This is a genomic window from Nocardiopsis flavescens, from assembly GCF_900141985.1.
Classification (GTDB): domain Bacteria; phylum Actinomycetota; class Actinomycetes; order Streptosporangiales; family Streptosporangiaceae; genus Nocardiopsis; species Nocardiopsis flavescens.
Genome location: NZ_FQZK01000015.1, coordinates 97911 through 124275, shown reverse-complemented (window position 1 = coordinate 124275; position 26365 = coordinate 97911). Strand labels below are relative to the sequence as shown.

The 26365-nt window shown below is 72.3% G+C and carries 20 protein-coding genes; 9 read left to right on the top strand and 11 right to left on the bottom strand.

The genetic code is table 11. The features are described 5' to 3' along the window. Nucleotides 1-24 precede the first annotated feature (24 nt). Together murJ and BUE45_RS32670 are read right to left on the bottom strand one after the other, a co-directional pair. Nucleotides 25-1878, bottom strand: a complete 1854-nt coding sequence (murJ, locus tag BUE45_RS22245; protein WP_073381331.1) for a murein biosynthesis integral membrane protein MurJ — start codon at nt 1876-1878, stop codon at nt 25-27. Nucleotides 1879-2045: 167 nt separating this feature from the next. After that, nucleotides 2046-4619 (bottom strand): DUF6049 family protein, encoded by a 2574-nt coding sequence (locus BUE45_RS32670; protein WP_084737642.1) that lies wholly within the window; start codon nt 4617-4619, stop codon nt 2046-2048. Nucleotides 4620-4977: 358 nt separating this feature from the next. Here BUE45_RS32670 and BUE45_RS22235 point away from each other — a divergent pair, with 358 nt between their 5' ends. After that, nucleotides 4978-6459 (top strand): CCA tRNA nucleotidyltransferase, encoded by a 1482-nt coding sequence (locus tag BUE45_RS22235; RefSeq protein ID WP_073381329.1) that lies wholly within the window; start codon nt 4978-4980, stop codon nt 6457-6459. Between the two features lie 64 nt (nt 6460-6523). Here the strand turns inward: BUE45_RS22235 and BUE45_RS22230 are convergent, their stop codons facing one another. Further along, the gene (locus tag BUE45_RS22230) at nt 6524-7249 is read right to left on the bottom strand and encodes a class I SAM-dependent methyltransferase (RefSeq protein ID WP_073381328.1); all 726 of its coding nucleotides are present in this window, start codon (nt 7247-7249) and stop codon (nt 6524-6526) included. A 301-nt stretch (nt 7250-7550) separates the two neighbouring features. Here BUE45_RS22230 and BUE45_RS22225 point away from each other — a divergent pair, with 301 nt between their 5' ends. Next, nucleotides 7551-8114, top strand: a complete 564-nt coding sequence (locus BUE45_RS22225) for a GNAT family N-acetyltransferase (protein ID WP_073381327.1) — start codon at nt 7551-7553, stop codon at nt 8112-8114. 49 nt (nt 8115-8163) lie between these two features. Here the strand turns inward: BUE45_RS22225 and BUE45_RS22220 are convergent, their stop codons facing one another. Together BUE45_RS22220 and BUE45_RS22215 are read right to left on the bottom strand one after the other, a co-directional pair. Next, nucleotides 8164-9471, bottom strand: a complete 1308-nt coding sequence (locus BUE45_RS22220; RefSeq protein WP_073381326.1) for an MFS transporter — start codon at nt 9469-9471, stop codon at nt 8164-8166. 61 nt (nt 9472-9532) lie between these two features. Beyond that, a complete protein-coding gene (locus BUE45_RS22215; protein WP_073381325.1) occupies nt 9533-10603 on the bottom strand; it encodes an inositol-3-phosphate synthase in 1071 nt (356 codons plus the stop codon). 840 nt (nt 10604-11443) lie between these two features. Here BUE45_RS22215 and BUE45_RS22205 point away from each other — a divergent pair. The 6 genes from BUE45_RS22205 to BUE45_RS22180 all read left to right on the top strand — a co-directional run bounded on the left by BUE45_RS22205 (nt 11444) and on the right by BUE45_RS22180 (nt 17498). Further along, a complete protein-coding gene (locus BUE45_RS22205) occupies nt 11444-14407 on the top strand; it encodes a transglycosylase domain-containing protein (RefSeq protein WP_084737624.1) in 2964 nt (987 codons plus the stop codon). A 226-nt stretch (nt 14408-14633) separates the two neighbouring features. Beyond that, nucleotides 14634-14924, top strand: a complete 291-nt coding sequence (gene rpsF / locus BUE45_RS22200) for a 30S ribosomal protein S6 (RefSeq protein WP_073381323.1) — start codon at nt 14634-14636, stop codon at nt 14922-14924. 125 nt (nt 14925-15049) lie between these two features. Continuing rightward, entirely contained in the window at nt 15050-15655 is a 606-nt protein-coding gene (locus tag BUE45_RS22195) for a single-stranded DNA-binding protein (RefSeq protein WP_073381322.1), read from the top strand. Between the two features lie 135 nt (nt 15656-15790). Further along, nucleotides 15791-16027: a 30S ribosomal protein S18 gene (gene rpsR / locus BUE45_RS22190; protein ID WP_073381321.1), complete on the top strand. Its 237-nt coding sequence runs from the start codon at nt 15791-15793 to the stop codon at nt 16025-16027. 28 nt (nt 16028-16055) lie between these two features. Next, complete coding sequence (rplI, locus tag BUE45_RS22185; RefSeq protein ID WP_073381320.1) at nt 16056-16502, top strand: 50S ribosomal protein L9; 447 nt, start codon at nt 16056-16058, stop codon at nt 16500-16502. Between the two features lie 180 nt (nt 16503-16682). Beyond that, nucleotides 16683-17498 carry a peptidoglycan recognition protein family protein gene (locus tag BUE45_RS22180; protein ID WP_073381319.1) on the top strand — a complete coding sequence of 272 codons (816 nt, stop codon included), beginning with the start codon at nt 16683-16685 and terminating at the stop codon, nt 17496-17498. Between the two features lie 56 nt (nt 17499-17554). Here the strand turns inward: BUE45_RS22180 and BUE45_RS22175 are convergent, their stop codons facing one another. Continuing rightward, nucleotides 17555-18904, bottom strand: coding sequence for an MATE family efflux transporter (locus BUE45_RS22175; protein ID WP_073381318.1), 1350 nt, complete (start codon nt 18902-18904; stop codon nt 17555-17557). A 347-nt stretch (nt 18905-19251) separates the two neighbouring features. On the opposite strand from BUE45_RS22175, the gene dnaB reads away from it, so the two are divergent. Next, on the top strand, nt 19252-21837 hold the full coding sequence (gene dnaB, locus BUE45_RS22170; protein ID WP_073381317.1) for a replicative DNA helicase: 2586 nt from the start codon (nt 19252-19254) through the stop codon (nt 21835-21837). A 277-nt stretch (nt 21838-22114) separates the two neighbouring features. On the opposite strand, the gene abc-f is transcribed toward dnaB, so the two are convergent. The 5 genes from abc-f to BUE45_RS22150 form a co-directional block, all read right to left on the bottom strand. Then, the gene (gene abc-f, locus BUE45_RS22165; RefSeq protein WP_073381316.1) at nt 22115-23761 is read right to left on the bottom strand and encodes a ribosomal protection-like ABC-F family protein; all 1647 of its coding nucleotides are present in this window, start codon (nt 23759-23761) and stop codon (nt 22115-22117) included. 603 nt (nt 23762-24364) lie between these two features. Then, entirely contained in the window at nt 24365-24595 is a 231-nt protein-coding gene (locus BUE45_RS22160; RefSeq protein ID WP_073381315.1) for a hypothetical protein, read from the bottom strand. A gap of 314 nt (nt 24596-24909) precedes the next feature. Continuing rightward, the gene (locus tag BUE45_RS22155; protein WP_073381314.1) at nt 24910-25419 is read right to left on the bottom strand and encodes a PH domain-containing protein; all 510 of its coding nucleotides are present in this window, start codon (nt 25417-25419) and stop codon (nt 24910-24912) included. Nucleotides 25420-25436: 17 nt separating this feature from the next. Next, entirely contained in the window at nt 25437-25601 is a 165-nt protein-coding gene (locus tag BUE45_RS32665) for a hypothetical protein (RefSeq protein WP_170293704.1), read from the bottom strand. A gap of 330 nt (nt 25602-25931) precedes the next feature. Beyond that, entirely contained in the window at nt 25932-26165 is a 234-nt protein-coding gene (locus BUE45_RS22150; RefSeq protein WP_073381313.1) for a hypothetical protein, read from the bottom strand. Nucleotides 26166-26365: the final 200 nt, after the last annotated feature.

Genomic DNA, 26365 nt, shown 5'->3' with positions numbered 1-26365 from the left:
AGGGCCGGAGGCGTCGGTACGGCATCAGCGACGCAGGCGGCCGCGGATCAGTTCCACCGCCGCGCTCAATTCGGGGACCCGCAGCAGCCGTGCCGCCACGAGGAAGAACAACGCGCCGAGAAGGCACCCGGCCACGGGGGCGCCGAGATAGGTGAGCAGGCCGGGACCGACGTAGGTGTCGAAGGCCCAGAGCACGCCGAAACCGGCCGCGACGCTCGGGACGACGGCCAGGTGCAGGCGCAACAATGTGCCAATGATGTGCTTTCCGTCAAGTCCCCCGATGCGGCGGCTGAGCACCAGGCCGGCGATCACCAGTCCGCTCAGGAACGAGAACATGAAGCCCGCGGCCACGCCCACGACGACCCGCTCCGGGGGCAGGAGCAGGTAGGACGTCAGCGCCAGGGCGCTGTGGACCGCCAGGTTGGCGATGGCGATCAGCGCCGGCGTGCGGGTGTCGCCCATGGCGAAGAACACGCGCAGCATCAGCTGGAACACGGTGAACGGCACCAGCCCCAGCGACATCACCATGAGGATCTGGCCGATGTTGGCCGCGTCGGCCGCCGAGATCGACCCGCGGGCGAACGCCAGGATCGACAGGGGCTCCGCGAACAGGGCGATCGCGAACGCCATCGGGACGAGCACGAACGCGGAGATCCGCAGGGTGCGGGAGAAGTCCGAGCGGACGGCGTCCCAGTCGCGGTCGTCGGCGTGCGCGCTCATCCGGGGCAGCAGCACCGTGATGAGGGAGACCGCGATGATCGCGTAGGGCAGCTGGAACAGCTGGTAGGCGAGGTTGTACGCGGTGATGCCCGCGCCGACGGAGCGCCCCTCCGCGATGGCGGTGACGTTGGCGGCGTTGGCGATGTTGGTGGTGATCCACAGGCCGGCCTGCGTGAGCAGGGTGTACAGCATCATCCAGCCGGCCGTCTTGACGGCCTCGCCCAGCCCGGAGCCGCGCAGGTCCATGCGCGGCCGCCAGCGGTAGCCGGTGCGGGACAGCGCGACGAACAGGACCAGCGCCTGGAGGGCCATGCCGGCCGCGGTGCCCGCGCCCAGCAGGGTCAGCTGGCCCTCGGTGACGGTGTCCGGCGTCCGGCCGGGCCCGGCGATCCACAGGAACAGGCCCGAGACGGACATGATCACCAGGTTGTTGAGCACCGGGGCCCACACCCCGGCGCCGAAGTACCCGCGCGTGTTGAGCATGGCGGTGAGCAGGCCGCTCAGCCCCACGAAGAAGATCTGCGACAGCAGGTACCGCGCCAGGAACACCGAGGCGTCGAACTGCGGGCCGGTGAACCGGGAGCCGTACAGCCAGATCAGGAACTCGGCCGCCGCGATCGCCGCCGCGGTGAGCAGGAACAGCGCCACGAACGTCGTGGTGAAGAGCCGGTCCTCGGTGGCCTTGCCGCCGTCGGCGTCGCGCTTGCGGCGCTTGACCAGGAACGGCACGACGACGCTGGCCATCAGGCCGCCGATGAGCAGGTCGTTGAGGATGAACGGGATCGTGTGGGCCGTGTGGTAGGCGTCACCGAGCAGGTGGGTGCCGATGGCGGCGCCGAGCACGATGGTGCGGACGAAGCCGGTGATCCGGGAGGCCATGGTGCCCACCGCCATGATCGCGCTGGAGCGCATCATGCCGCCGCCCTGCGCCGGGGCGGATCCGGAGCCGTCCCCGGAGCCGCCCTCGCCGGAGGCCCGGGAGGCCTCCTCGGGGGACGCGGGGGCGCCGGGCACGGCGGGCTCGGGCAGCTCGCCCTCCTCGAAGGAGGGGACGGGGCCGCCGGAGGGGCGGATCGGGTTCTCACCCGGGAGGGGGCCTTCGGGGCGGGGGGAACGACGGCGGTGCTTTCCGCCATCGTTCGGGGAGTCGGTGACCACCGTGGATCAGGCTTCCTTTCGTCCGACTGGGGAGGACCGGGCGCGGGCGCTGGCCCGCCGCCCGGTCGGGCCGTGTCCGGGCGCGCGGGGCGCGTCGACACGGCGACGTGCGGATGTGTCGACACGGCGTCCTGTCGGTAGGGAGCCGTGTCGACGGGGTCGGGGGCTCACGCCCCTTCGCCGCGCGGGGACGGGGCGTCCCCGGTGGCCGTCGTGGTGTCGTTCCCGGACTCCGCGCCGCCCTCGCGGGGGGACGCGTCGGCGTCCGCGGACCCGTTCCCGGATTCCGCGGAGTCCGCGGAGTGCGGGGGGGAGGCGGGCGGCGCCGGGTCCTCGGACGCCGCGGCGGCGCCCTCCCCGGTCTCCTGCGCTCCCCGCGCGGCGTCCCCGGGCTCCGGGGCGTCCCCGCCCTGTGCGGGTCCGGTCCCGGCGGCGGCCTGCTCCGTTTCCGCCGCGGCGCGGGTACGGCGCACCACCCACTTGCGCAGCGCGCGGGGCGCCAGCGCGGCGATGAGGATCAGCGCCCCCACACCGCTGATGAGCAGTGCCTGGGTGCCCAGGCCGGTGGCGTTCACCGGCAGCTGCACGGCCTGGCTGTTGATCGGCTCGCCGGCCGAGTTGTGCAGGCTCGCGTGCACCACCGTGCGTCCGTTGATCCGGGCGGACAGCGGCACGTACACCGTGGTCTTGGCCCCGGGGGCGATCTCGAAGTGGGTGTTGTACTCGCCGATGCTCAGCCGCTCGGCGTTCTCCGAGTACACCGACAGGTGCACGTAGACGGCCTGGTCCTCCAGGTCGTTGGCGACCAGGATGCCGGTGATCCCGGTCCGGCTGGCCAGGGTGACGTCCTCGCCCGGGATGATCCGCACGTCGGCCAGGCTCTGGTCCACCTTCTCCGTGACGAGGGCGCGGGTGGCGCCCGCCAGCGCCTCCTCCTCGCGCCAGTGCACGGACTCCAGGCGCACCAGCGCCGGGCGGAAGGGGTCGGAGTCCTCGACCAGGACGCTGTTGAACATGCGCACGTCACGGCTGACGTCCTCGACCAGGCCCAGGTAGGTGGAGCCGAGCTCGGACTCGGCCACCTCCTCGGGGTAGGTGAGCCGGCCGCGGATGTCCTCGCGGTCCTCGGCGGCGGGGAGCTCGATGTCCTCCAGCCGCTCCGGGGACAGCCAGGGCAGGTCCTCGCTCGCGGCCAGCACGCCCTCGGCGAACTCCCGGGACGGGTCCCAGCCGGGCTCGGGGGAGGCCACCACGACCCGGTCGCCCCCGGCGTTCTCCCCGGCGATCATCGCGGTCTCGGCGGCGAACCGCTGCATCGCCAGCGCGGTACCGCCCGGGGTGTCGGTGGGCAGGGACAGCACGTCCGTGATGCCCTCGTCGGCCACCAGCGCCACCGGGTCCTCCCCGGCGCCCTCCACGGCCGGCAGCGGCGCCGGCGCGGTGGGGGTGGTCCGGAACCAGCTCGCGGTGGGCAGCGCGTCCTCCGAGAGCAGGAAGCGGTCGGCGCCCTGCTCCGCGAGCAGCCCGTAGACGGCCTCGTCCATCAGGCCGCCGGCGGGCAGCGCGAAGCGCTCGTCGGCGGGCATGCCCAGCGCGCGCTCCATGGCCTCCCGGCCGATGCCGACCGACGCCCGGGCGTCGCCGTCCATCTCGTTGCGCAGCAGCGAGGCCAGGTCCGGGGAGGCGTAGGGGGTGGCAACGACCGTGTCCATGGCCAGCACCCGGCGGGCCTCGCGCAGCCACACCTGCGCGGCCGGGTTCGCCTCCGCGGCCTCACGGACCGGGTCGGCCTCGGCCGGCACCGCCAGGGGGTCGGTGAGGACGTTGTGCTCCTCGGCGGCCATGCGCAGGACGTCGTCCAGGGTGCCGGGGTCGACGGCCCAGGTGACGGGCACCCCCTCGGTGCGGACCGGCGCGGGCTCCTCGGAGGCGCCGTCCCCGGCCCCGTCCTCCTCCGCGTCCCCGCCGTCCTCCTCCGCGTCGTCCTCCTCCGAGGCGCCGTCCCCGGGCAGGGTGCCGGCGGTCTCCTCGTCGGTGGCCCCGTCCGGTGACTCCGAGGGGTCGGCGTCCAGGCCGAGCAGCTCGACGAGGTCCTCGTCGCCGGGGTCGAAGGACAGCGGGGCCTGCGCCCCCGCGGCCAGCAGCCGCGCCAGGCGCCCGTCCTCGGTGACGGACGCCGCCAGCCCGTCGCCCAGGAACGTGTCGTCGTCCGCGCGCTGGGGCGCGGCCATCAGCGGCCACACCCAGGCGATGTCGACCGAGGGCGTGTCCTCCCCGTCGCCCACGTAGGGCAGGAAGGTGTACTGGGTGCCGATCACCCTCCCGTCGCCGTCGACCGCCTCGACCACCAGCGGGTAGACCCCGTAGGAGCCCAGGTTCAGGTCCTCGGCGGGCACGCTCAGCGTGTAGGTCTGGCTGGTGCCGGGCGGCAGCTCCGCGGTGATCTCGTCGTCGGGGCCCGGCGCGTCCGGCTGCCAGTCGCCGTCGGAGCCGAACGCGTCCATGGCCGCGCGGTCGGTGAAGGGGTGGCTCGAATAGCGCATGCGGACGGTGACGTCGCGCAGGCTGTCCGACGTGGTGTTGACCACCTCGCCCGAGACGCGGAGGGTGGCGTCCTCGTCGAGGGCGTCCGGCGTGATGCGCTCGACGACGAGCGGCTCGGTGTCCTCGGCGGGCTCGGACGGTGCCGGGGCCTGCACGGACATGGCCGGGAACGGAAGCAGCGCGGTGGCCAGGGCCATGACCACCGGCACGGAGGTGAATCGACGCAACGCTTGACCGGTTTCCTGATTCGGGTCCAGGTGGCCGTCCCGCCGCGGATCGGCAAGGGGCGGGGACGGTCGGGGCGCCCGCACGGCGTTCGCGGGTCGGGTGGACGCGGAGAAGACCGTCGCGCTCCACCACTGCACCCGAAGATACCGTCTCCCCCGCACCCCGGTTCTGGCGAGGACCTCCGTGCGACGTGTCGCGCCGGGGAGGACGCCCGCCGAACGTGCGTGTCCACCGTACGGGGCGCCCGTCCCGATACCCGCACGGCGCCCCGGGCCGCCCCCGTGAACGATTCGCGGTTTGCCCGCGGGGCCGCCTAACCTGCGTTGTGTGCCGAACACAGAGCCTTCGAGTGAGAACGACGCCATGCCGACCGCGGCCGGTGCGCCGACCCCCGCGCAGCTGTCCGCGATAGTCGCGCTGGTCGAATCGGCCCGCCCCGTCTCCGACGAGCTCGGCGGGCGGTTCGCCGAGCACGGCCGGGAGCTGGCCCTGGTCGGCGGCCCGGTGCGGGACGCGCTCCTCGGCAGGCCCTCGCACGACATCGACCTCACCACCGACGCGGTGCCCCAGCGGGTGCTGGAGCTGGTCGACGGGTGGGCCGAGTCCGTGTGGACCGTCGGCATCGACTTCGGCACCGTCGGCCTGCGCAAGAAGAACCTCCAGCTGGAGATCACCACCTACCGGAGCGAGTCGTACTCTCCCAAGTCCCGCAAGCCCGAGGTGGCCTACGGCACGGAGATCGAGGACGACCTGCTGCGCCGCGACTTCACGGTGAACGCCATGGCGGTGCGCCTGCCCATGGGCGAGTTCGTCGACCCCTTCGGCGGCCTCGCCGACCTGCGGGCCGGCGTGCTGCGCACCCCCGGCCGGCCGGAGGACTCCTTCAGCGACGACCCGCTGCGCATCATGCGCGCGGTGCGGTTCGCCGCCCAGCTCGGCTTCGAGCTCGCCCCCGAGGTCGCCGAGGCGGCCCGGGACATGGCCGACCGGCTGGGCATCGTGTCCGCCGAGCGCGTCCGCGACGAGCTGACCAAGCTCCTGCTCAGCCCGGACCCGCGCCGCGGCCTGGGGCTGATGGTCGACCTGGGCATCGCCCCCTACGTGCTTCCCGAACTCCCCAAACTGCGCCTGGAGATCGACGAGCACCACCGGCACAAGGACGTCTACGAGCACTCGCTGACCGTCCTGGACCAGGCCATCGAGCTGGAGGGCGCGCGCGGCCACGGGCCCGACCTGGTGCTGCGCCTGGCGGCGCTGCTGCACGACGTCGGCAAGCCCAAGACGCGCGCCTTCGAGGGCGCCGGACGGGTGACGTTCCACCACCACGAGGTGGTGGGCGCGTCGATGACCCGCAAGCGCCTCACCGCGCTGCGCTTCCCCAAGGACGTCGTCTCCGACGTGTCGTCCCTGGTCGCGCTGCACCTGCGCTTCCACGGGTACGGCAAGGGGGAGTGGACCGACTCGGCGGTGCGCCGCTACGCCCGCGACGCGGGCCCCCTGCTGGAGCGGCTGCACATCCTCACACGCGCCGACTGCACCACCCGCAACCGGCGCAAGGCCGCGGCGCTGGCCCGCTCCTACGACGACATCGAGAAGCGCATCGCCGTGCTGGCCGAGCAGGAGGAGCTGGACCGCATCCGGCCCGACCTGGACGGCAACGAGATCCAGGAGATCCTCGGCGTCAAGCCGGGCCCGGAGATCGGCAAGGCCTACCGCTACCTGCTGGAACTGCGCCTGGAGAACGGCCCGATGGAGAAGGACGCCGCGACCGAGGCGCTGCGCGCCTGGGCCGCCGAGCACCTGTCCTGAGCCGTCGGCCGGGCCGGAGCCGCACGGGCCCCGCCCGGCCGGCGGACCGGCCGGGCCCGGCGGCTCAGCGGGCGGGCTTGACCGCCGTGACCGCCACGGCCATCCCGAACACGCGCAGCGGCGTCCCCTCCAGCCCGTCCGACAGGTTCTGGAGGGGGCGGGGGCGACGGTCCAGGGGCGGCATGAGGTAGTCGATCGCGCGTACCCGCAGGCCGGCCCCGCGCAGCAGCCGACCGAGCTCCTGGGTGGTGAACACGCGGGCGTCGGACATCCGCTCGTGCAGGGGCCGCACCCACGGCAGGAACGGCGCGGTCAGCCCCGACCGGCGGCGCTGCCCCCACAGCACCCCGTGGGTCTCGAAGGGGAACCACCGGTTGGGCGTGGTGAGCGAGAGCGCGCCCCCCGGCTTGAGCACCCGGTGGATCTCCGCCAGCGACCCCTCCAGGTCCTCGATGTGCTCCACCGCCTCGAAGGCGGTGACCCGGTCGAAGGTGTTGGGGTCGAAGGCCAACGAGTCCGCCGACATCTTGTGGACGCCGATGCGGTCCTCCAGGGGGGTCCCGGCGATGCGCTCGGTGAAGGCGTCCAGCCGCTGCGGCTCCAGGTCGATGGCGTCGACCCGCACGTACCCCCCGGCCAGCTCGACCGTGTAGGTCCCGTCACCGCACCCCACGTCGAGCAGTCTGTCGCCGCGTGCGGGCAGGTGCCCGGCGACGGCCTCGATCCGCTTGGCCACCCCGCGCCGGCCGAACGCGCTGGAGGGGTTGCCGGTCCCCAGCCCACCGTTCATGGCACACCATCTCTCCGTCATCACGAAAATCCCTGCCCGGACACTACAGCAAGTGACGTAATGGTCACGGAAAGATCAATCGCTGTAGGGACATGTCGACAAGCCGCCCCGGGGCCCGGAACCAGGGGATCGGCCGGGACGGGGGAGGCGGCCCGCGTCCCGCGTGCCGCCCACTCCGGCACCCTACGCCGCCCGCCGCCCCGCGGCGTCCGCTCCGGACCGCCCCGGGGGGAAGACCGGGGGCGGTTCCGTGGTGACGCCCGTCATTGCGGGTCCGCGGACCGGGCGTGACACTGTCCCGATGAGCCTGACCACCTGGTACCTGGAGACGACCGACCCCCGGAGCCTGCGCCCCGCCCGGGAGCCGCGGGGCGACGTGCGGTTCGTCCGGGTCGGGGTCCCCAGTCCCGCGTTCAACCGGTTCCTCTACGAGCGGGTCGGCGGCGCCTGGCAGTGGACCGACCGGCTGGCCTGGACCGAGCGGGACTGGAGCGCGTGGACGGCCCGCCCCGGACTGGAGACCTGGGTGCTCTACCTCGACGGGGCCCCCGCCGGGTACACCGAGCTGGAGGCCCAGGACGGCGGCGCCGTCGAGATCGTCTACTTCGGGCTGCTGCCCGGGTTCCTCGGCCGCGGCCTGGGCGGCCGCATGCTCACCCTCGCCCTGGAGCGCGCCTGGGACCTGCCCGACCGGCTCGCGGGCCGCGAGCCCACCCGCCGTGTCTGGCTGCACACCTGCTCCCTGGACGGCGAGCACGCGCTCTCCAACTACCGGGCCCGCGGCCTGTCCGTCTACCGGACGACACGGGAACAGGTCGACACGTCGACGAAGGGCCGTGTCGCCCCGGGCCCCCGGAGCGCCTGAGGCCCCGGCCGCTCCCGCCCCGGGCGCGGGCGGCGCCCGGACCCCGTTCTCAGGCCGCGGGCTCCTGGGCCGGCGGCCCGGGGAGCACGGCCGCCCGGCGCCGCTCCCGCAGCGTCCAGCCCAGCCCGGCGGCCAGGTACACGGCCACCATCCCGACCAGCACCGGGGTCCCCAGCCCCGAGGGCGGCACCAGGGCGGCGGCCAGCGCCGCGCCCAGGACGAACGTCGCGTTGAACAGCACGTCGTACACCGAGAACACGCGCCCGCGGAAGGCGTCGTCGACATGTCGCTGAACCTGCGTGTCGACGGTGACCTTCACCCCCTGGGACACGAACCCCAGCACGAACGCCGCCACGGGGAACAGGGCGGCCGAGAAGGGCAGCGCGAACACCGCCAGCACCACGGCCAGCACCAGCAGCTGGAGCCCGATCCACGCCCCCGGCGTCATCCGCCCGGTCGCCGACGGCGTGGCGACCGCACCCAGGAAGAACCCGAGCGCCAGCACCCCGGCGGACACGGAGAACCCGGCCAGGCCCGCCACCCCGCCGCCGGTGAACGTGTTGTTGTACAGCAGCAGCGTCATCAGCGAGGAGATGCCGAACAGCACCCGGTGCAGCCCGATGGTGCCCAGGGCGTCCCGGGCGGGCGGACGCGACCGGATGTGCCGGATCCCGGCCACCATCCCGCGCACGACGCCGCCGACCGCGGCCCGGACCTCCTCGGGCTCGCGCTCCAGGTGCGGCCCCAGCTCCCGGTACCCCAGGGAGAGCGAGACCAGGCCGGCGGCGGCGAACCCCGCTGCGGCCGCCGCCAGGATCATCCCGGTGCTCAGCGGCCCGGTCCCGGCCAGCACGCCCAGGCCCAGGCCCACGCCGGTGCCCAGCGAGCTGGCCACGGTCCCGCACGTGGGGGTGACGGCGTTGGCCATCATCAGCTGCTCGCGCGGCACCACGTACGGCAGGCCCGCCGACAGCCCGGAGAGGAAGAAGCGGTTGACGCTCAGCACCAGCAGCGCCGCCACGAAGAAGGCCGGCCCCTCGCCCCCGGCCACGAGCACCGCGCAGACCACCGTCAGCACGGCCTTGGCCAGGGCGGACAGCAGCAGGACCTGGCGGCGCGGCCACCGGTCTATGAGCACTCCGGCGAACGGCGCCACCACCGAGAACGGCAGGAGCAGCACCGCGAAGGCGGCCGCCACCGCGGCCGCGCTCGTGTGCTGCTCGGGGTTGAAGAAGACGAAGCCGGCCAGGCCCGCCTGGTAGACCCCGTCGGAGAACTGCGAGACCAGCCGGGTCGCGAAGAGCCGCCGGAAGCGGGGGCCCCGCAGGACGGTGCGCAGATCGCCGAAGAAGGACACGCCCCCAGGGTAGGGCGTGCCCGGGGCCGGACCGGCCCCGGGCACGGTGTCCGCGGGGAGGCTACTCGTCCGCGATGAAGCGCTCGACGGCGTCGTGCGCCTCGGCGTCGCTGTACTGCTCGGGCGGCGACTTCATGAAGTAGGAGGAGGGGGCGAGGATCGGGCCGCCGATGCCGCGGTCCTTGGCGATCTTGGCCGCGCGCACCGCGTCGATGATGATCCCGGCGGAGTTGGGGGAGTCCCAGACCTCCAGCTTGTACTCCAGGTTGAGCGGCACGTCGCCGAACGCGCGGCCCTCCAGGCGCACGTACGCCCACTTGCGGTCGTCCAGCCACGGCACGTGGTCCGACGGGCCGATGTGCACGGCGCCGGCGTTGAGCTCGTGGGGGATCTGGGAGGTGACCGACTGGGTCTTGGAGATCTTCTTGGACTCCAGGCGCTCGCGTTCGAGCATGTTCTTGAAGTCCATGTTGCCGCCGAAGTTCAGCTGGTAGGTGCGGTCGACGATGACGCCGCGGTCCTCGAACAGCTTGGACAGCACCCGGTGGGTGATGGTGGCGCCCACCTGCGACTTGATGTCGTCGCCGATGATCGGCACGCCGGCCTCGGTGAACTTCGCGGCCCACTCGGGGTCGGAGGCGATGAACACCGGCAGGGCGTTGACGTAGGCCACGCCGGCGTCGATCGCGCACTGGGCGTAGAACTTGCCGGCCTCCTCCGAGCCCACGGGGAGGTAGGAGACGAGGACGTCGGCCTTGCTGTGCTTGAGGGCGGCGACGACGTCCACGGCGTCCTCGGGGGACTCCTGGATGGTCTCGCGGTAGTACTTGCCCAGCCCGTCGTAGGTGGGGCCGCGCATGACGGTGACGCCGGTGGGCGGCACGTCGCAGATCTTGACCGTGTTGTTCTCGCTGGCGACGATGGCGTCGGCCAGGTCGTGGCCGACCTTCTTGGCGTCCACGTCGAAGGCGGCGACGAACTCGATGTCGCGCACGTGGTACCGCCCGAACCGGACGTGCATCAGGCCAGGTACCCGCGAGCCGGGGTCGGCGTCCTTGTAGTAGTGCACGCCCTGGACGAGCGACGCCGCGCAATTGCCGACGCCCACGACGGCTACACGTACCGAACCCATTGGTCCTTGCTCCTTCTCGTTCGCGAACATGGATGCCACGCGCACGACGGCACCCCCGTGCCCTCGGCGGACGGGGGGTGGCGGCGTTCCGCGTTCGTTCTCCGTATGTGGTCAGCGGCCCGCACGGTGTTTCTGTTCCCGCCCGGACGCCGGACGGAAGGCGGAACGTGTGGCTCCGGCTGTTTTGTTCGGGTATGACTCTATCTTCGCTCGTCTGGGAAACCGCATGTCACCCACGGTGACACCCCCGTCCCGGAGATGCCCGTGACCCTCCGTGGCATTCCGCGCCGGTGCGCCGCGCGCGATATGTCACACACCGGCCCCCGCCTGCGGTGCCGTCGGACCGGTCCGCGGCACCGATACCTACCGGCGTTCGGTTTTCGCCCCCTGATCAGTCCGGACGGTGCGCGGACGGCCCGCGGTGACCGAGAGTTCCGCCGCACGGGGTACTCTCGCGCGTGGGTTGTGCTATACCGTCCCATCGCTTTAACGTGACCTGTGATTTGCGCGTGAAAGCCGGAAGAGCCCCCGTCCCACCCCCGGGCGGGCGTCCGCATCGGTCGCCGCCGAAGGGGCGGGAGCTCGTACGGGCCAACGACCAGGAGGATGAAGCGGCCAACGTCTTCGCGACCTGTTGAAAACCTTCGCCCACGGCGGAGCGTCCTTTTATCAAGCCTTGAATCACAGGCGGACCGCACGACGGGCCCGAGCCGCGGAGCCGGGCCGTGCCGGTCATCGCGGGACACAGGTCGCGGATCACCGATCCCCCAGGGGGACAAGCCCCCCGTTCCACCAAGGAATCGTCAGGCCGACCGGCCGTGAAAGGCAATCGAGGACCACGTGAGTACCGAACGACGACGGGATGCCGATGGCGGCCGTCGCCGGGCCGAGGGCCCGGCGAACGGCGCCGGCGGCGACGGCGGGAGGCGCCGGGCCGATGGCCCGCCGCCCCGGGAACAACGTGCCGGAGGGCGCCGATCCCCGGAAGCTGAGAACGGTTTCTGGGGGGAGGAGGAGCGCCCCCGGCGCCGTCCCCCGGCCGATGACGCGCGCTCCGAGGGCCGCGGCGGCGGTCGCCGCCGCGCCGAGGAGGGGCGGCCCCGCCGCCCCGAGGGCGGCCAGCGCCGCCGTCCCCCGGAGGACGACCCCCGGCGCCGCGACGGCGGCGCCCGCAGGCGCGCGCCCGAGGGCGACCCGCGCCGCGGACCCGACGGCGGCCAGCGCCGCCGCCCGCCGGAGGGCGGCGAGCGCCCCCGCCGCCGTCCCGAGGAGGTCGAGCACGGTGCCCGCGCCGAGGGCCAGCGGCGCCGCCGCCCGCCCGAGGACGGCTCCCGGCCCGGCGGAAGGCGCAGGCCCGACGGCCCGCGCGACCCCCGCGAGCGCGAGCACGGCGCCCGCTCCGAGGGCGGCCGCCGGCGTGCCGCCGCCGGTGGCGGGGGACACGGCGGTTCCGGCGGGGGCCGACGCCGCCGCGGCGGTGAGGACGAGCCGGACGACCGCCCCTGGTGGAAGCGGTTCGCAGCCAAGGCCTGGAAGCCCGCACTGGCGGCCTTCGGCCTGATGATCATCGGCGGCGTGGCCGTCTTCGCGCTCCTGTACGCCCAGGCGCCGGACCCGGCGGACCTGGACGCCAAGGCCGACTCCGAGAAGTCGGCCACCCAGATCTTCTGGCAGACCGGCGACGTCGCGGTCACCACCGGCGAGGTCCGCCGTATCGAGGTGCAGTACGACGACATCCCGCCGGAGGTCATCGACGGCATCCTCGCCGCCGAGCAGCACACGTTCTTCGAGGACCCCGGCGTCAGCATCACGGGTATCGGCCGCGCGCTGCTCTCCCGCGGCGAGGCGGGCGGCGGTTCCACCATCACCCAGCAGATGGCCCGCAACTTCTACAGCGACCTCGACGGCTACGGCACCCTCGAACGCAAGATCCGCGAGATCTTCATCTCCATCAAGCTCGGCCAGCGGATGGACAAGGAGGAGATCCTGGAGCGCTACGTCAACACGATCTACTTCGGCCGTCAGGCCATGGGGATCGAGATGGCGTCCCGCCAGTACTTCGACAAGAGCGTGACGGAGCTGGGCTCGGCCGAGGGCGCCTACCTCGGGCTGATCATCCAGATGCCCTCCAACTTCGAGAACTCCGAGCTGGGCCCTTGGACCCACACGTACCTCCACGAGGAGCGCTGGCCCTACATCCAGAACCAGCTGGCCGCCATGAACGAGGAGAACTCCGACCGCGGCCTGCCCAAGAGCGAGGCCCAGGCCCTGGAGATCCCCGAGACGACGCAGTGGGGCTCCAGCGCCGAGTCCGAGGAGGAGTCGGAGGAGGCCGAGGAGGAGACCCAGGAGTACGACCCCAAGCCGGACTACGTCCGCGTGGCGGTCGTCCAGGAGCTCGTCGACCGCTACGGCCTCACCTCGGAGGAGATCGCCACCCAGGGCTACCGGGTCGAGACCTCCCTCGACCCCGATCTCATGGAGGCGGCCTACACCGCGTTCGACACCCTGCCCGGGCACCCGGAGGACACCCGCAAGGGCCTGACAGCGATCAACCCGGCGACGGGAGAGATCGTGGCCTTCCGCGGCGGCGCGGACGCGGGCGTCGAGCTGAACCAGTCCCTGGAGGAGCGCACCCAGGCGGGCTCGTCGTACAAGCCCTACGTGCTCGCCGCGGCGCTCAACCAGAACATCAGCCTCCGCACCCTGATGAACGGCGACTCCCCGCAGGAGTTCGAGGGCCTGCAGAGCCCGGTCACCAACGCCGACATGCAGAGCCATGGCGCGGTCGACCTCGTCGAGTCCACGGCGCACTCCTACAACACCCCGTACGTGCAGCTCGCCCAGGAGGTGGGGCCGCTCAACGTGGACGAGATGGCGGTCAGCGCGGGCGTGGCCGAGGAGCAGACCACGACCTCCACCCAGGGGTCGCTGATCGCCCTGGGCACCCACCAGGTCAGCGCCCTCGACCAGGCCAGCGGCTACGCCACCTTCGCCGCGGCGGGCGTGCACCGCCCCGCGCACATGGTCACCAAGGTCACCAACAGCGACGGCACCGAACGCATCCCCAACGACGCCGACCAGCTGGAGAGCGGCACCCGGGCGATGTCCGCGGACGTCGCCGCCGACGTCACCTTCGCCCTCACCGAGGTCGTCACCAACGGCGGTGGCTCCAACGCCGCGCTGCCCGACGGCCGCCCGGTGGCGGGCAAGACCGGTACCTCCTCGGGTGCCATCTCGGCCTGGTTCGTGGGCTACGTGCCCCAGCTGTCGGTGGCGGTCGGCCTCAGCCGGGCGGACGCCGAGACGGGCCTGGAGTTCGACGGGATCTCCAACAACGAGGTCTTCGGTGGCAGTACCTCGGCCACGGTGTGGAACGCGTTCATGGTCGACGCCATCGAGATCATGGAGCTGTCCCCGGAGAACTTCCCGCCGCCGGCGAACGTGGGCACGGACCAGAACTTCGCCCCCTCGCCCAGCCCCGACCCGAGCCCCTCGGAGCAGCCGAGCGAGGATCCCACCGACGAGCCCAGCGAGTTCCCGGACTGCGATCTGCAGAACATCGACCCCGAGAACCCGAACTGCGCGGGCATGCCGACGCCGCCCGAGTGCCAGGACTGGGACTGGGAGTGCCAGAACCCGGACCTGCCGACGCCGCCCGAGTCCTCGGACGACCCGGACGACTGCGAGACCCGTCCGATCTTCGACCAGTGCGAGGAGACGCCGGGCGACGGGGACCAGCGCCTCGGCTCCAGCCAGGGCGCCAACGGCCGGGTGGCCATCCTCGGCAGCCGCGAGGACTGACCCGCCCCGCGGGCAGGAGTGAGGGGCCGGTGCGCGCGGGCGCACCGGCCCCTTCGCGTTCGGCCGTCCCGGCCGCCGCCGATTCCGGTCCTGCGCTGCTGGTAATCTTGGCTCCCGTATGGCTCTGAGCCCGCACCCCGCCGCCCGGCGCGGGACGCCGCGGGCTCCTGCCCTCCTGCCATGGAGATTCCATGGCCGCGACAGTCCAGAGGAGGAACGTACGCCGATGCGTCGTTACGAAATCATGGTCATCCTCGACCCGAACCTCGACGAGCGCACCGTCGCCCCGTCGCTGGAGAACTTCCTGGCCGTCGTGCGCAACGACGGCGGCTCGGTCGAGAAGGTCGACATCTGGGGCAAGCGCCGGCTCGCCTACGACATCGAGAAGAACCCCGAGGGCATCTACGCCGTGATCGACCTGACGGCCACGCCCGCCACGGTCAAGGAGCTGGACCGCCAGCTCGGCATCGCCGAGGCCGTGCTCCGCACCAAGGTCATCCGGCCCGAGGTCCACTAGCGGCCCCGTGGCCGCGCCCCCTCTCCCCGGATCATCCGATTCCGCTGTTTCTGTCGGTGGAAGGACGGATGATCAGGGGAACAGGCGAAACCGCCTGACCCGATCTACCCCGAACCGGAGCCCTCATGGCAGGCGAAACCCAGATCACGCTCGTCGGCAACCTGGTCGACGATCCTGAGATGCGCTTCACGGCGAGTGGAGCCGCTGTCGCCAACTTCCGCGTGGCCTCGACGCCGCGCACCTTCGACCGCGCGTCGGGGGAGTGGAAGGACGGCGAGTCCATGTTCCTCACCTGCACCGTGTGGCGGCAGTACGCGGAGAACGTCGCGGAGAGCCTCCAGCGCGGTATGCGGGTCATCGTCCAGGGACGCCTCAAGCAGCGCTCCTTCGACACCCAGCAGGGTGAGAAGCGCACCGTCTTCGAGGTCGACGTCGACGAGGTCGGCCCGGCACTGCGCAGCGCCACCGCCAAGGTGACCAAGACGCAGCGCCAGGGCGGCGGAGGCGGCGGCTTCGGCCAGGGCGGCGGAGGCGGTTTCGGCGGCGGCCAGCCCCAGGGCGGCGGCCAGCAGGGCGGCGGCTACGGGAACCAGGGCGGCGGCTTCGGCGGCGGCCAGCAGGGCAACCGCGGCGGCGCCCCCGCCAACGACGACCCGTGGGCCAACAACGGCGGCGGTGGCGGAGGGGGCGGCGGCTTCGGCGGCGGCTTCTCCGACGACCCGCCGTTCTAACCGAGCGGTCGTGCCGCGGCCCCGTGCCGCGGAACGCAACACCCCGACCCGGCGCCCCTGGGCGCCGAGTCACCATCCACACGTCCTCAGACCATCCCCGGGAGGAACCCGGGGCTCTTGCGAAGGAGCACCACGATGGCGAAGCCGGCAGCGCGCAAGCCCAAGAAGAAGGTTTGCTTTTTCTGCCAGGAGAAGCAGTCCTACATCGACTACAAGGACACCACGCTTCTCCGCAAGTTCATCTCCGAGCGCGGCAAGATCCGCGCCCGCCGCGTGACGGGTAACTGCACCCAGCACCAGCGCGACGTCGCCACCGCGATCAAGAACGCGCGCGAGGTCGCCCTGCTGCCCTACACCAGCACCGCTCGCTAGCGGGGATTCTCCGAGGGAGGTTTTTGTCGTGAAGCTGATCCTGACCCACGAGGTCAACGGTCTCGGAGCCCCCGGCGATGTCGTCGAGGTGAAGAACGGCTACGGCCGCAACTACCTGCTTCCCCGCGGGTTCGCCATCCGGTGGACGCGCGGCGGCCAGAAGCAGATCGACCTGATCCAGCGCGCCCGCGCCGCGCGCGACATCCGGACCCTGGACGAGGCCAAGCAGGTCTCCGGCCAGGTCTCCGCGCTCACCGTGCGCCTCAAGCAGCGCGCCGGCGAGGGTGGCCGCCTCTTCGGCTCGGTCACCCCGTCGGACATCGCCGACGCCGTCAAGGCGTCCGGCGGTCCGGCGCTGGACAAGCGCCGCATCGAGGTCAAGAACCCGATCAAGTCGGTCGGCGCCCACAAGGTGCAGGTCCGCCTGCACCCCGAGGTCGTCGCGACGATCAAGCTGGACGTCGTCGGCGTCTGAGCCGAGGCGTTCGCGCTCGCGTGAACGGGCCCCGCACCTCCGAGGAGGTGCGGGGCCCGTCCCGTTCGGGGGCAACACGCCGTGGCCAGGCGAAAGACACCCTTTGACTACTCTTTGTAACCTATCGTGTTCTCTGTGTCGGTGTCACTGGACGCCCAGGACAGAGAGGACGACGGGCCGATGAACGGACGACCGCAGCGCCTACCGGACCGCAGGACGGTCCTGAAGGGTACGGCACTGGCCGCGGGCGGCGTGCTGCTCGGCGGGCTGATCGGGCTCACCCCGGCCACCGGGGCGCTGGCCGCCGCCACACCCAAGGTCTACACCCGGACGGACTGGAAGGCCAGGGCGCCCAAGAACCGCATCGACGTCATGGCCAAGGGGCCGACCCACATCGTCGTGCACCACACGGCCACCGGGAACGTCTCCGACACCTCGACCTCCCACGCGGCCGCGCTGTCCCGCTCCATCCAGCGCTACCACATGGACCACAACGGCTGGAGCGACACCGGGCAGCAGCTCACCATCAGCCGCGGCGGCCACATCATGGAGGGCCGCGACCGCACCCTCCAGTCCATCGCCGACGGCGGCCACGTGATCGGTGCGCACACCGCCAACCACAACTCGCACACCATCGGCATCGAGAACGAGGGCACCTACTCCTCGGCGACCCCGCCGGCCGCGCTCATGCGCTCCCTGGTGGACACCTGCTCCTGGCTGTGCCTGGTGTACCGGCTGGACCCGGACGAGGCCATCGTCGGGCACCGCGACTACAACGCCACCAGCTGCCCCGGGGACAAGCTCTACTCCATGCTCCCGCAGCTGCGCAAGGACGTGGCGTCCCGGCTGCGCGAGCAGCTCTCCCACCTGGGCCGGGTGTCCGGGGCCGACCTCAGCCTGGAACAGCTGCCGACCTATCCGGTCACCCCGGACTCCGAACGGGTGGCGACGTTCTACCACGGCCCGGCGCTCGGAGACCGCGACGCCTCCCTCTGACCCCGGACCGCCCTGGACCTCCGGTCCGCCGGACGGAGGTCCCGGGCGGGGCCCGATCAGGGCCGCGCCGCACCGGTGACCAGCCAGGCCTGTCCCCGGGCCCGGTGGCCCAGGGCGACCGCGCGGGCCAGGATCCAGACACCGTAGGCGATCCACAGCGCCACGACCCCCCACAGCGCGGACAGCCCCAGCGACGGCACGACCAGCGCGAACGGCAGGAAGACCAGCATCGTCCACAGGGAGGCCCAGGCCAGGTAGCGCTGGTCCCCGGCACCCATGAGGACGCCGTCCAGCACCATGGTGACCCCGCTCAGCGGCTGGAGCAACGCCACCACCACCAGCGACGCGGTGATGAGCACGCGCACCTCGGGGTCGGTGGTGAAGGGCACCCACGCCCACGGCAGGACCAGCAGCACCGCCACGGTGAAGAGCACGCCCAGCATCACGCCCCACTCCACCATGCGCCGGGTCGCGTCCCGGGTCCCGCGGACGTCGCCCGCCCCCAGGTAGCGGCCCACGATCGCCTGCCCGGCGATCGCGATCGCGTCCATCGCGAACACCAGCAGCGCCCAGATGTTGTGCGAGACCTGGTGGGCGGCCACCGGGGCGTCGCCGAGCCGGGCCGCGACCGCCACCGTCACCAGGGCCACCACGCGCATCGAGACACTGCGCAGGAACAGCGCGAACCCGGCCGAGGCCGACGCGCGCAGCCCCGCCGCCGTCGGCGCCAGCGAGACCCCCTCGCGCCGGGCGCGGCGGACCATCACCGCCAGGTACCAGAACGCGCCGCCGCCCTGGGCGAGCACCGTCGCCCACGCCGAGCCGGCGATGCCCCAGTCCAGGACCAGGACGAACACCGCGCACAGCACCGCGTTGCCCAGGAAGGAGGCGACCGCCACCACCAGTGGGGTGCGGGCGTCCTGGAGGCCGCGCAGCACGCCGGTGCCCGCCATGACGATGAGCAGGAACGGTGTGCTCAGCAGGCTGATGCGCAGGTACACCAGGGCGTGGGGGGCGGCCTCGGGGGAGGCGCCCAGCAGGTCCACCATGACCGGGCCCAGCGGCCAGCCGATCGCGATCGCGGCGGCCCCGAGCAGCACGGCGAGCCACAGGCCGTCGATCCCGTCGCGGATCCCGCCGGGGACGTCGCCCGCGCCGAACTTGCGGGAGACCGCCGCGGTGGTGCCGTAGGCGAGGAAGATGCAGACGGCGACCAGCGTCAGCAGTACCTGGCCGGCGATGCCGAGCCCGGCCAGGGCGGCGGTGCCCAGGGTGCCGACGATCGCGGAGTCGGTCAGCAGGAACAGGGGTTCGCTGACGAGGGCGAAGAACGTGGGGACCGCCAGGGCGAAGATTTCGCGGTCGTGGCGGTGCCGGAACGGGGCGGCGGAGAGCGGTCTGGGCATGGCGGGACCACGTTATCGGACAGGCGTTCCCCCGGGTGGGTGAAGTTATCCACAGGCACCGGGATGCCTGTGGATAACTTGTGGAAATCGACCCTGTGAGACATCTTGCACACCCCGTGTCGAAGCATGTTTTCGCAGGTCAACGCCGATATGGAGGGGTGTGTGCAAAGTTATCCACAGGTTATGTGCACAACGGGTCGGCGAAACCCCTGCGGACTGGGGCGAACGGGTGCTACGAAGCCTGTGGACGGCTCCTCCGACGGCGTCCCCGGCGCGGTTGATGAGGCATGCTGGAAGGGTCGGTTCCGACCCGGGGCCGAGGGAGCACGGTCCAGGGGAGATTGTTCGTGAGCGTCGCTGAGCAGCCACCCGAAGAAGGCGGATACGACCGCACGCCCCCCCACGACATCCAGGCCGAGCAGAGCGTCCTGGGCGGCATGCTCATCTCCAAGGACGCCATCACCCAGGTCGTGGAGATCATCCGCTCCGCCGACTTCTACCGCCCGGCGCACCAGATCATCTACGACGCCGTCGTGGACCTGTTCTCCCGCGGCGAGCCCGTCGACGTCATCTCCGTCAACGCGGAGCTGACCAAGCGCGGCGAGGCCGCGCGCGTGGGCGGCGCGCTCTACCTGCACACCCTCACCGACGCCATCCCCACCGCCGCCAACGCCGGCTACTACGCCAAGATCGTCTCCGACCGCGCCGTGCTGCGCCGCCTGGTGGAGGTCGGCACCCGCATCGCCCAGATCGGCTACGCGGGCGACGGCGAGGTCGAGGACCTCGTCGACCACGCCCAGGCGGAGATCTACAAGGTCGCCGAGAAGCGGACCGGCGAGGACTACGTCGCCCTCGCCGACATCATGCCCGGCGCGCTGGACGAGATCGAGGCGATCTCCTCCCACGACGGCACCCTCACCGGCGTCCCCACCGGCTTCGCCGACTTCGACGCCCTCACCAACGGCCTCCACCCGGGCCAGATGGTCATCATCGCCGCCCGCCCGGCCGTCGGTAAGGCCCTGGCCCTGGACACCCCGCTGCCCACCCCCCACGGGTGGACGACCATGGGTGCGGTCCGGGTGGGCGATGAGCTGCTGGCCGCGGACGGGACGTCCACCCGTGTGGTGGCGGCGACCGAAGTGATGACCGGTCGCCCCTGCTACGAGGTGGTGTTCGACGACGGGACCACCGTCATCGCCGACGCCGAGCACCGGTGGCTCACCCACACGCGGGCCTCGCGCCGTGCTGCTCGGGAGGCCGCCCGCGCGGGAGGCACCCCGCGGACCCTTCCCGGGGTGCGGACCACCCGGGAGATCGCCGCCACCCTGCGGCCGTCCACCACCGACGCCCGCCCCAACCACTCGGTCGCCAACGCCGGACCGCTGGAACTGCCCGAGCGGGAACTGCCGCTGCCGCCCTACTTCCTCGGCGTCTGGCTGGGTGGCGGGGCCGCCGACGCCGCCCGGATCACGGCCGCCGATCCGGAGGTCCTCGTCGACATCGAGGCCGACGGACTGGTGGCCAAGCCGGTGGGCCGCCTCGCCCACAGCATCCACCTCCCCCGGGAGGACCCGGGGACGCGCCTGTGCGCGGTGTGCGGTGAGGAGTCCGCCCCGTCCCTGCCGCACGTGCGCGGCTGCGGTCGGCCCTGCGGCGGAGAGGCGGGGTTCGTCTCCGACCCGGTGCCGCAGACCCCCTGCCCGGACTGCGGGAGCCCCGTGGCCGGGCGCCTGCGCCGCCGGGAGTGCGCCCGGCACCACGGCAGTGTCCGAGCACTGCTGAGGACGCTGGGGGTACTCGGGAACAAGCACATCCCCATGGAGTACCTGCGGGCCTCGGTCGAGCAGCGGCGGGCGCTCATGGCCGGGCTGCTGGACTCCGACGGCACGGTCGACGCCGACGGGTCGGTCCGGTTCGCGGTGACCGACGAACGGCTGGCGGGCGACTTCCGCGAGCTGGCACACGGGCTCGGGTACCGCACCGCGATGTCGACGAGGCGGGTCGAGGGGAGCACGGAGTCCTCCTCCACCTGCTACACGGTCACCTTCGGGTCCGAACGCGAGGTCTTCCGCCTCTCGCGCAAGCAGGAGGCGCACCGCACCCGCGGAGCCGGGCGCGGCCACACGCGGATCGGCTCCAGGTTCGTCACGGAGGTGCGTCCCATCGCCAGCGTTCCGGTGCGCTGCGTCCAGGTGGACCACCCCGGCCACCTGTTCCTGGCCACGAAGGCCATGGTGCCCACGCACAACTCCACGCTGGCCCTGGATTTCGCGCGGGCCGCGTCGATCAAGCACGATATGACCGCCGTTTTCTTCAGCCTGGAGATGGGGCGCAACGAGATCGTCATGCGCCTGCTGTCGGCGGAGGCCCGGGTGCCGCTGCACACCATGCGGTCGGGTCTGATGACCGACGACGACTGGGCGCGGCTGGCCCGGCGCATGGGCGAGGTCGCCAACGCGCCGCTGTTCATCGACGACTCGCCCAACATGTCGATGATGGAGATCCGGGCCAAGTGCCGACGGCTCAAGCAGCAGCACGACCTCAAACTGGTCATCGTCGACTACCTCCAGCTGATGAGCTCGCCCGGCCGGGTGGAGAGCCGCCAGCAGGAGGTCTCGGAGATGTCCCGGTCGCTCAAGCTGCTGGCCAAGGAGCTGGAGGTGCCCGTGGTGGCGCTCTCCCAGCTCAACCGCGGCCCCGAACAGCGCACCGACAAACGCCCACAAGTGTCGGACCTTCGCGAATCCGGATCCATTGAGCAGGACGCCGACATGGTGATCCTGCTGTACCGCGAGGACGTGCACGACAAGGAGTCGCCGCGGGCGGGCGAGGCGGACATCATCGTCGCCAAGCACCGCAACGGCCCCACCGCGGACGTCACCGTGGCCTTCCAGGGCCACTACAGCCGCTTCGTCGACATGGCCCCCGGGTAGGCGCCCCCGGGCGGCCCCGGCCTCCGTTCCGCCACGCCCCCGCGGCCCGTCACCGGGCCGCGGGGGCGTTCGTGTCGGCGCGTCCGCCGGATCCGTTCCGGCGCTGTGACCGGGGCGGACGCGCGGAGCACCGGCCCGCGGGGCCTATGCTGGGAGGGCCGGGCTTTTCGGACACCACGTCGGGGGTGTGACGGTGTCCGACACACCCCCTGGTTTCGGTCAGTTGCTTTGGTGATTTATGGCCAAGCCGATTTGTCGACAAAGCGCTACCGGCGGTTCACGCGGTGTCCGAGGTGATCCTCCCCTCCCGCATCTCCAGCCTCCTTCCCGAGAACCGCGCCCGCAGGGTGCGGTCGTGTGTGACGATCACCAGCGCGCCCGTGTAGCGGGTCAGCGCCTCCTCCAGCTCCTCCACGAGGCCGGGGGAGAGGTGGTTGGTCGGCTCGTCGAGGAGCAGCAGGTCATGGACCCCGCAGGTCAGACGGGCCAGCTCGATCCGGCGGCGCTGGCCGACCGAAAGTGACTCCAGGGGCTGGTCCGATTCCCGGGGCCGGAACAGGCCCAGTGAGGCCAGCTCGTCCCGGTACCCCTCGGCCGGGCCCGGCCGTCCGGCCGCGTAGGCCTGGAGCGCGGTCCGGCCCGGGACCACCGCCCCGTCCTCCTGGCGCAGGTGGCCGATCCGGCCGGACCGCAGCACCGTGCCGGCGTCGGGCTCCAGCTCGCCGGCGACGACCCGCAGGAGCGTGCTCTTGCCCGCCCCGTTGGGCCCGGTGACCAGGACCCGCTCGCCGGGGGACACGGTCAGCCCCGGGACGTCGAGACGGTGCCCCACGCGCACGCCCTCCAGCACCGCCGGCGGCACGGCGCCGTCGTCGGCCGTGAAGGACGCGGTCATCCGCAACGGGACCGGGGGCGGGGCCACCGGGTTCTCGACCAGCCGGTCCGCCCGTTCCCCGGCCTGGCGGACCCGGCTCATCGCGCCGTGCGCGCGGCTGCGCATCCGGAAGCTCCCGTGCCCGAAACCGGCCTTGTCCACCTTGCGCGGGACGGCCCGCAGCGCCGCGACGCCGTTCTCCGCCAGCCGCCGCTGCCGGGCCAGCTCCCCCTTCCACTCCGCGTACTCGCGGATCCACCGGGCCCGGGCCGCGGCCCGGACGCGCAGGAACCCGTCGTACCCGTCGCCGTACCTGTTGACCCGGCGCAGGTCGTGGTCCACCTCCAGCACGGTGTCGGTGACACGGGCGAGGAAGGCCCGGTCGTGGGTGACGGCGACGACGGTGCCCCGGTGGGTGCGCAGCCGGTGCTCCAGCCAGGCGACCGCGCCGTCGTCGAGGTCGTTGGTGGGCTCGTCGAGCAGCAGCAGCTCGGGGTCGGCGGCCAGGACCCCGGCCAGGGCCAGCCGCGAGCGCTCCCCGCCGGAGAGCGTGCGCAGCGGGCGCTCCCGGTCCAGGCCGGGCAGGCCCAGCCCGTGCAGGCCGGCGTCGACGCGGGCGTCGGCCTCGTAGCCGCCGCGCGCCTCGAAGGAGCAGAGCAGGTCGCCGTAGGCGTCCAGCTCCCCGGGTCCCGCGGTGCCCAACGACGCCTCCAGGGCGCGCAGGCGGGCCTCGGCCTCCCGCAGGTCGGCCAGGGCGGCGTCGACGGCGTCCCCGACGGTGCCGGTCGCGACGCCGACCCGTTCCAGGGTCTGGGGCAGGTGGCCGGTGCCGCCGGGCGCGGAGACGAGCACCTCCCCGCCGTCGGGCGCCTCCTCCCCGGCCAGGAGCCGGAGCAGGGTGCTCTTCCCTGAGCCGTTGTCGCCGATGACGCCGACCCGTTCCCCGGGCGCGATGGTCAGGTCGACCCGGTCCAGGACGGTGCGGTCGCCGTAGTGCTTGGACACCCCGGTGAGGGTGGCCTGGGAGCGGGTGCGTGCGGCGGTGCGCAAGGGCGTTCCTCCTCGTGCGGTCTCGGCGGCGGTCGTCGCGGGTCGTACTCGGGCGGTGCGCAAGGGCGTGCCTCCTCTGCTGCGGTGGGGCCGGTGAAAGGGGCCGCGGGCCGCCGGAGGGGCCTTCGTGTACGGGCACCGGGAGGAGCCGGCGCGCACGCGGTGCGGGGCTCGGGGTGCGGGGACGACGAAGGGGCCGTACCGGATCGACCGCGGGGTGGCGGCACGGGCGGAGCGGCGCGGGCCGCCGGGATGCGGCGGGTGCGCTGTGCTCGGACACGGGTGCCGGACGCGGGATCTACAGGGAGTGGTACAGCCTCATGAACAAGACGATACGTCTCGTTTCGAGCGGAGTCAAGGGCGAGGTCGGTGAGACGGGGATCACTCTCCGTCGCCCTCTTTAGGTCGACTGAAATACCGATATTGACTCAAGCTGATATGTCGACACAGCGCTATGGCGTCATCGTCGGGGGCGGAGGGGAAAGGCGAAGGGCCGCCCCACCGTGGGGCGGCCCTTCGCGGTTCACTCTCTCGCGCCCGGTGCGAACACCGGGCGCCCCCTTCCGGCGCGGCCGGAAGGGGGCGTGCGTCGTTGATGCGTCGTTACAGCCAGCGGGCCTCGGGGCGGGTGCGCCCGGTCTCGTCGGTGACCAGCACCCAGTGCATGATCGGGTGCCCGGAGCTGATGGCGTCGGCGTTCTCGCGCGGCCGGGGGACGCTCACGGCGTCCGGCGTGAGGCCGGCCAGGCGGAGGTCCTCCTCGGCGGAACGCGCGTGTCGACGGGCGTCGGCGGAGAGAGTCGGGTGTGGTGCACGGTCTGTCCTGCGCGCCATGGTGCCCTCCTCGTTTCCGTATCAGATGACCATAGTTAACCCTATGTTCACCTTTGAGTCAATTCTTTTTCCTGGGTCCTCGGTCACAGGGAATCCTCCCGCGCCACCGGGGGTGTCGAAACCCCAGGTGGCGCGCGGCTTCCGGGGGCCGTGTCGGCGGGGTTGCCGGGGCTGCCGAGGCCAGGTGAACGGAAGGTGAACGGAGGGGGAACCGGGTGGTCGGCGGCGGGGTCCGGCGCGGGCGGGCGCCGCCCGGAGAAAACGAGAAGCACCCGCCCTGGGGACGGGTGCCCTGTCGGATGCGCCTGCGGGGGCTACTCCTTGAAGATGAGCCCCACGACCTCCAGGTAGAGCTGCTCCGGGTACGGGATGAAGGCGATCTTGCTCAGCGCCTGGTCCTGGCCGGCGGACTCCATCACGAAGGTCCCGTAGCCCAGGAACCGGCCGAGCAGGGTGCGCTCGAACCGCATGTCCGTGACCTTGCCCAGCGGCATCATGTTGACCTGTCGGGTGATCAGCCCCGTTGTCAGCAGCAGTCGGGCGGAGGTGATGACGAAGTAGTCGACCGACCACTCCGCTACCTGCCACACGAACCACACCAGTACCAGCAGCCACAGCCACCAGATGATGGCCAGTGCCGCCGGGGTGTCCGCTATCTGCGTGTTGCTGAGGATCCCGGCGATGATCAGCGCGCCCAGGACCGCGCCCACGGGTCCGATCAGGACCGCGGGATGCCGCCGGATGGTGACCACGTCCTGCTCGTGTGGGAGCAGGTAGCGGTTGACCGAAGCCGGGGCGCTGTTACTCGACGCTACGAGGCGCATGGCACCCGACCATCCCCCTACGGCAGCAGTGCGTTAACGAAGCGGGACATCGACTCGGCGCCGCCCATCAGTCCTCCGAGCGCGCTCTGGATCACGCCCGCCGCGCTTTCGGGTTGCGTGAGCAGATAAAACGCCACGAAACCGATGAGGGCGTAGCCGCCCCATTTTTTCAACTTCGCCACGACCGACTCCCCTTGGAATCCACCTGTACCCACCGACCCAGCAGCGATTGTCGCATTGGGGGTCCTGCCCGTAAAGCCTGGGCCGCACCCTCGGCGTGGCGGTATGTCGGACCTTCCTTGCTTGCGGGCTGTGTCCGGTTCCGGTGCGGTTGTGCACCGGGGGACAGGAGGGCCGAAATTCGGCCGTCCGCCAGCGCAGGTCAGGAGGTTTGGGTTGGCTTTTGTGAAGAAGTCGGGCGGGTGCTCCCGGCCCGAAATGGCCCCGGGGTGTCGGACGGCCCGAAAAACGGACTCGGGTCGGAGCGGATTCCGCCCAAGGGCGCCGCGCGGTCAGCGCTGTTCCGCGAAGGCCAGGGCGAGCACCTGGAGGTGCTGTCGGGCGATCCGCTCGACGAGGTCCGGGGCGGCGCTTCCGGTGACCTCCTCGGCGCCGTGCCGGGCCGCGTCCACGCACCGGGTCACGGTGGACTCGTGGTGCACGCCGGAGAATTCCGAGGAGAGGAGTTCCACCACGGGGGCGTAGCGCTCGTCGGTGGTCGTGGCGGTGGAGGTGGTCTCGGTCATCTCTCTCCTTGAGGGCTGGGGAGGCGGATGGCTCAGCGTGCGCGTCCGGAGGCGTTCGGTAGTCGTCGTGGGGACGCCGGGGGCCGCACCCGGGAAGGGCGGGATGTGAGGGTCCGGGCGGACATACGTTCAGGGGAAGTGGTTTCGGGCTGTCGGGGTTCCCGGTTACGGGCAGCCAGGAACCATGATCACTCCTGTCG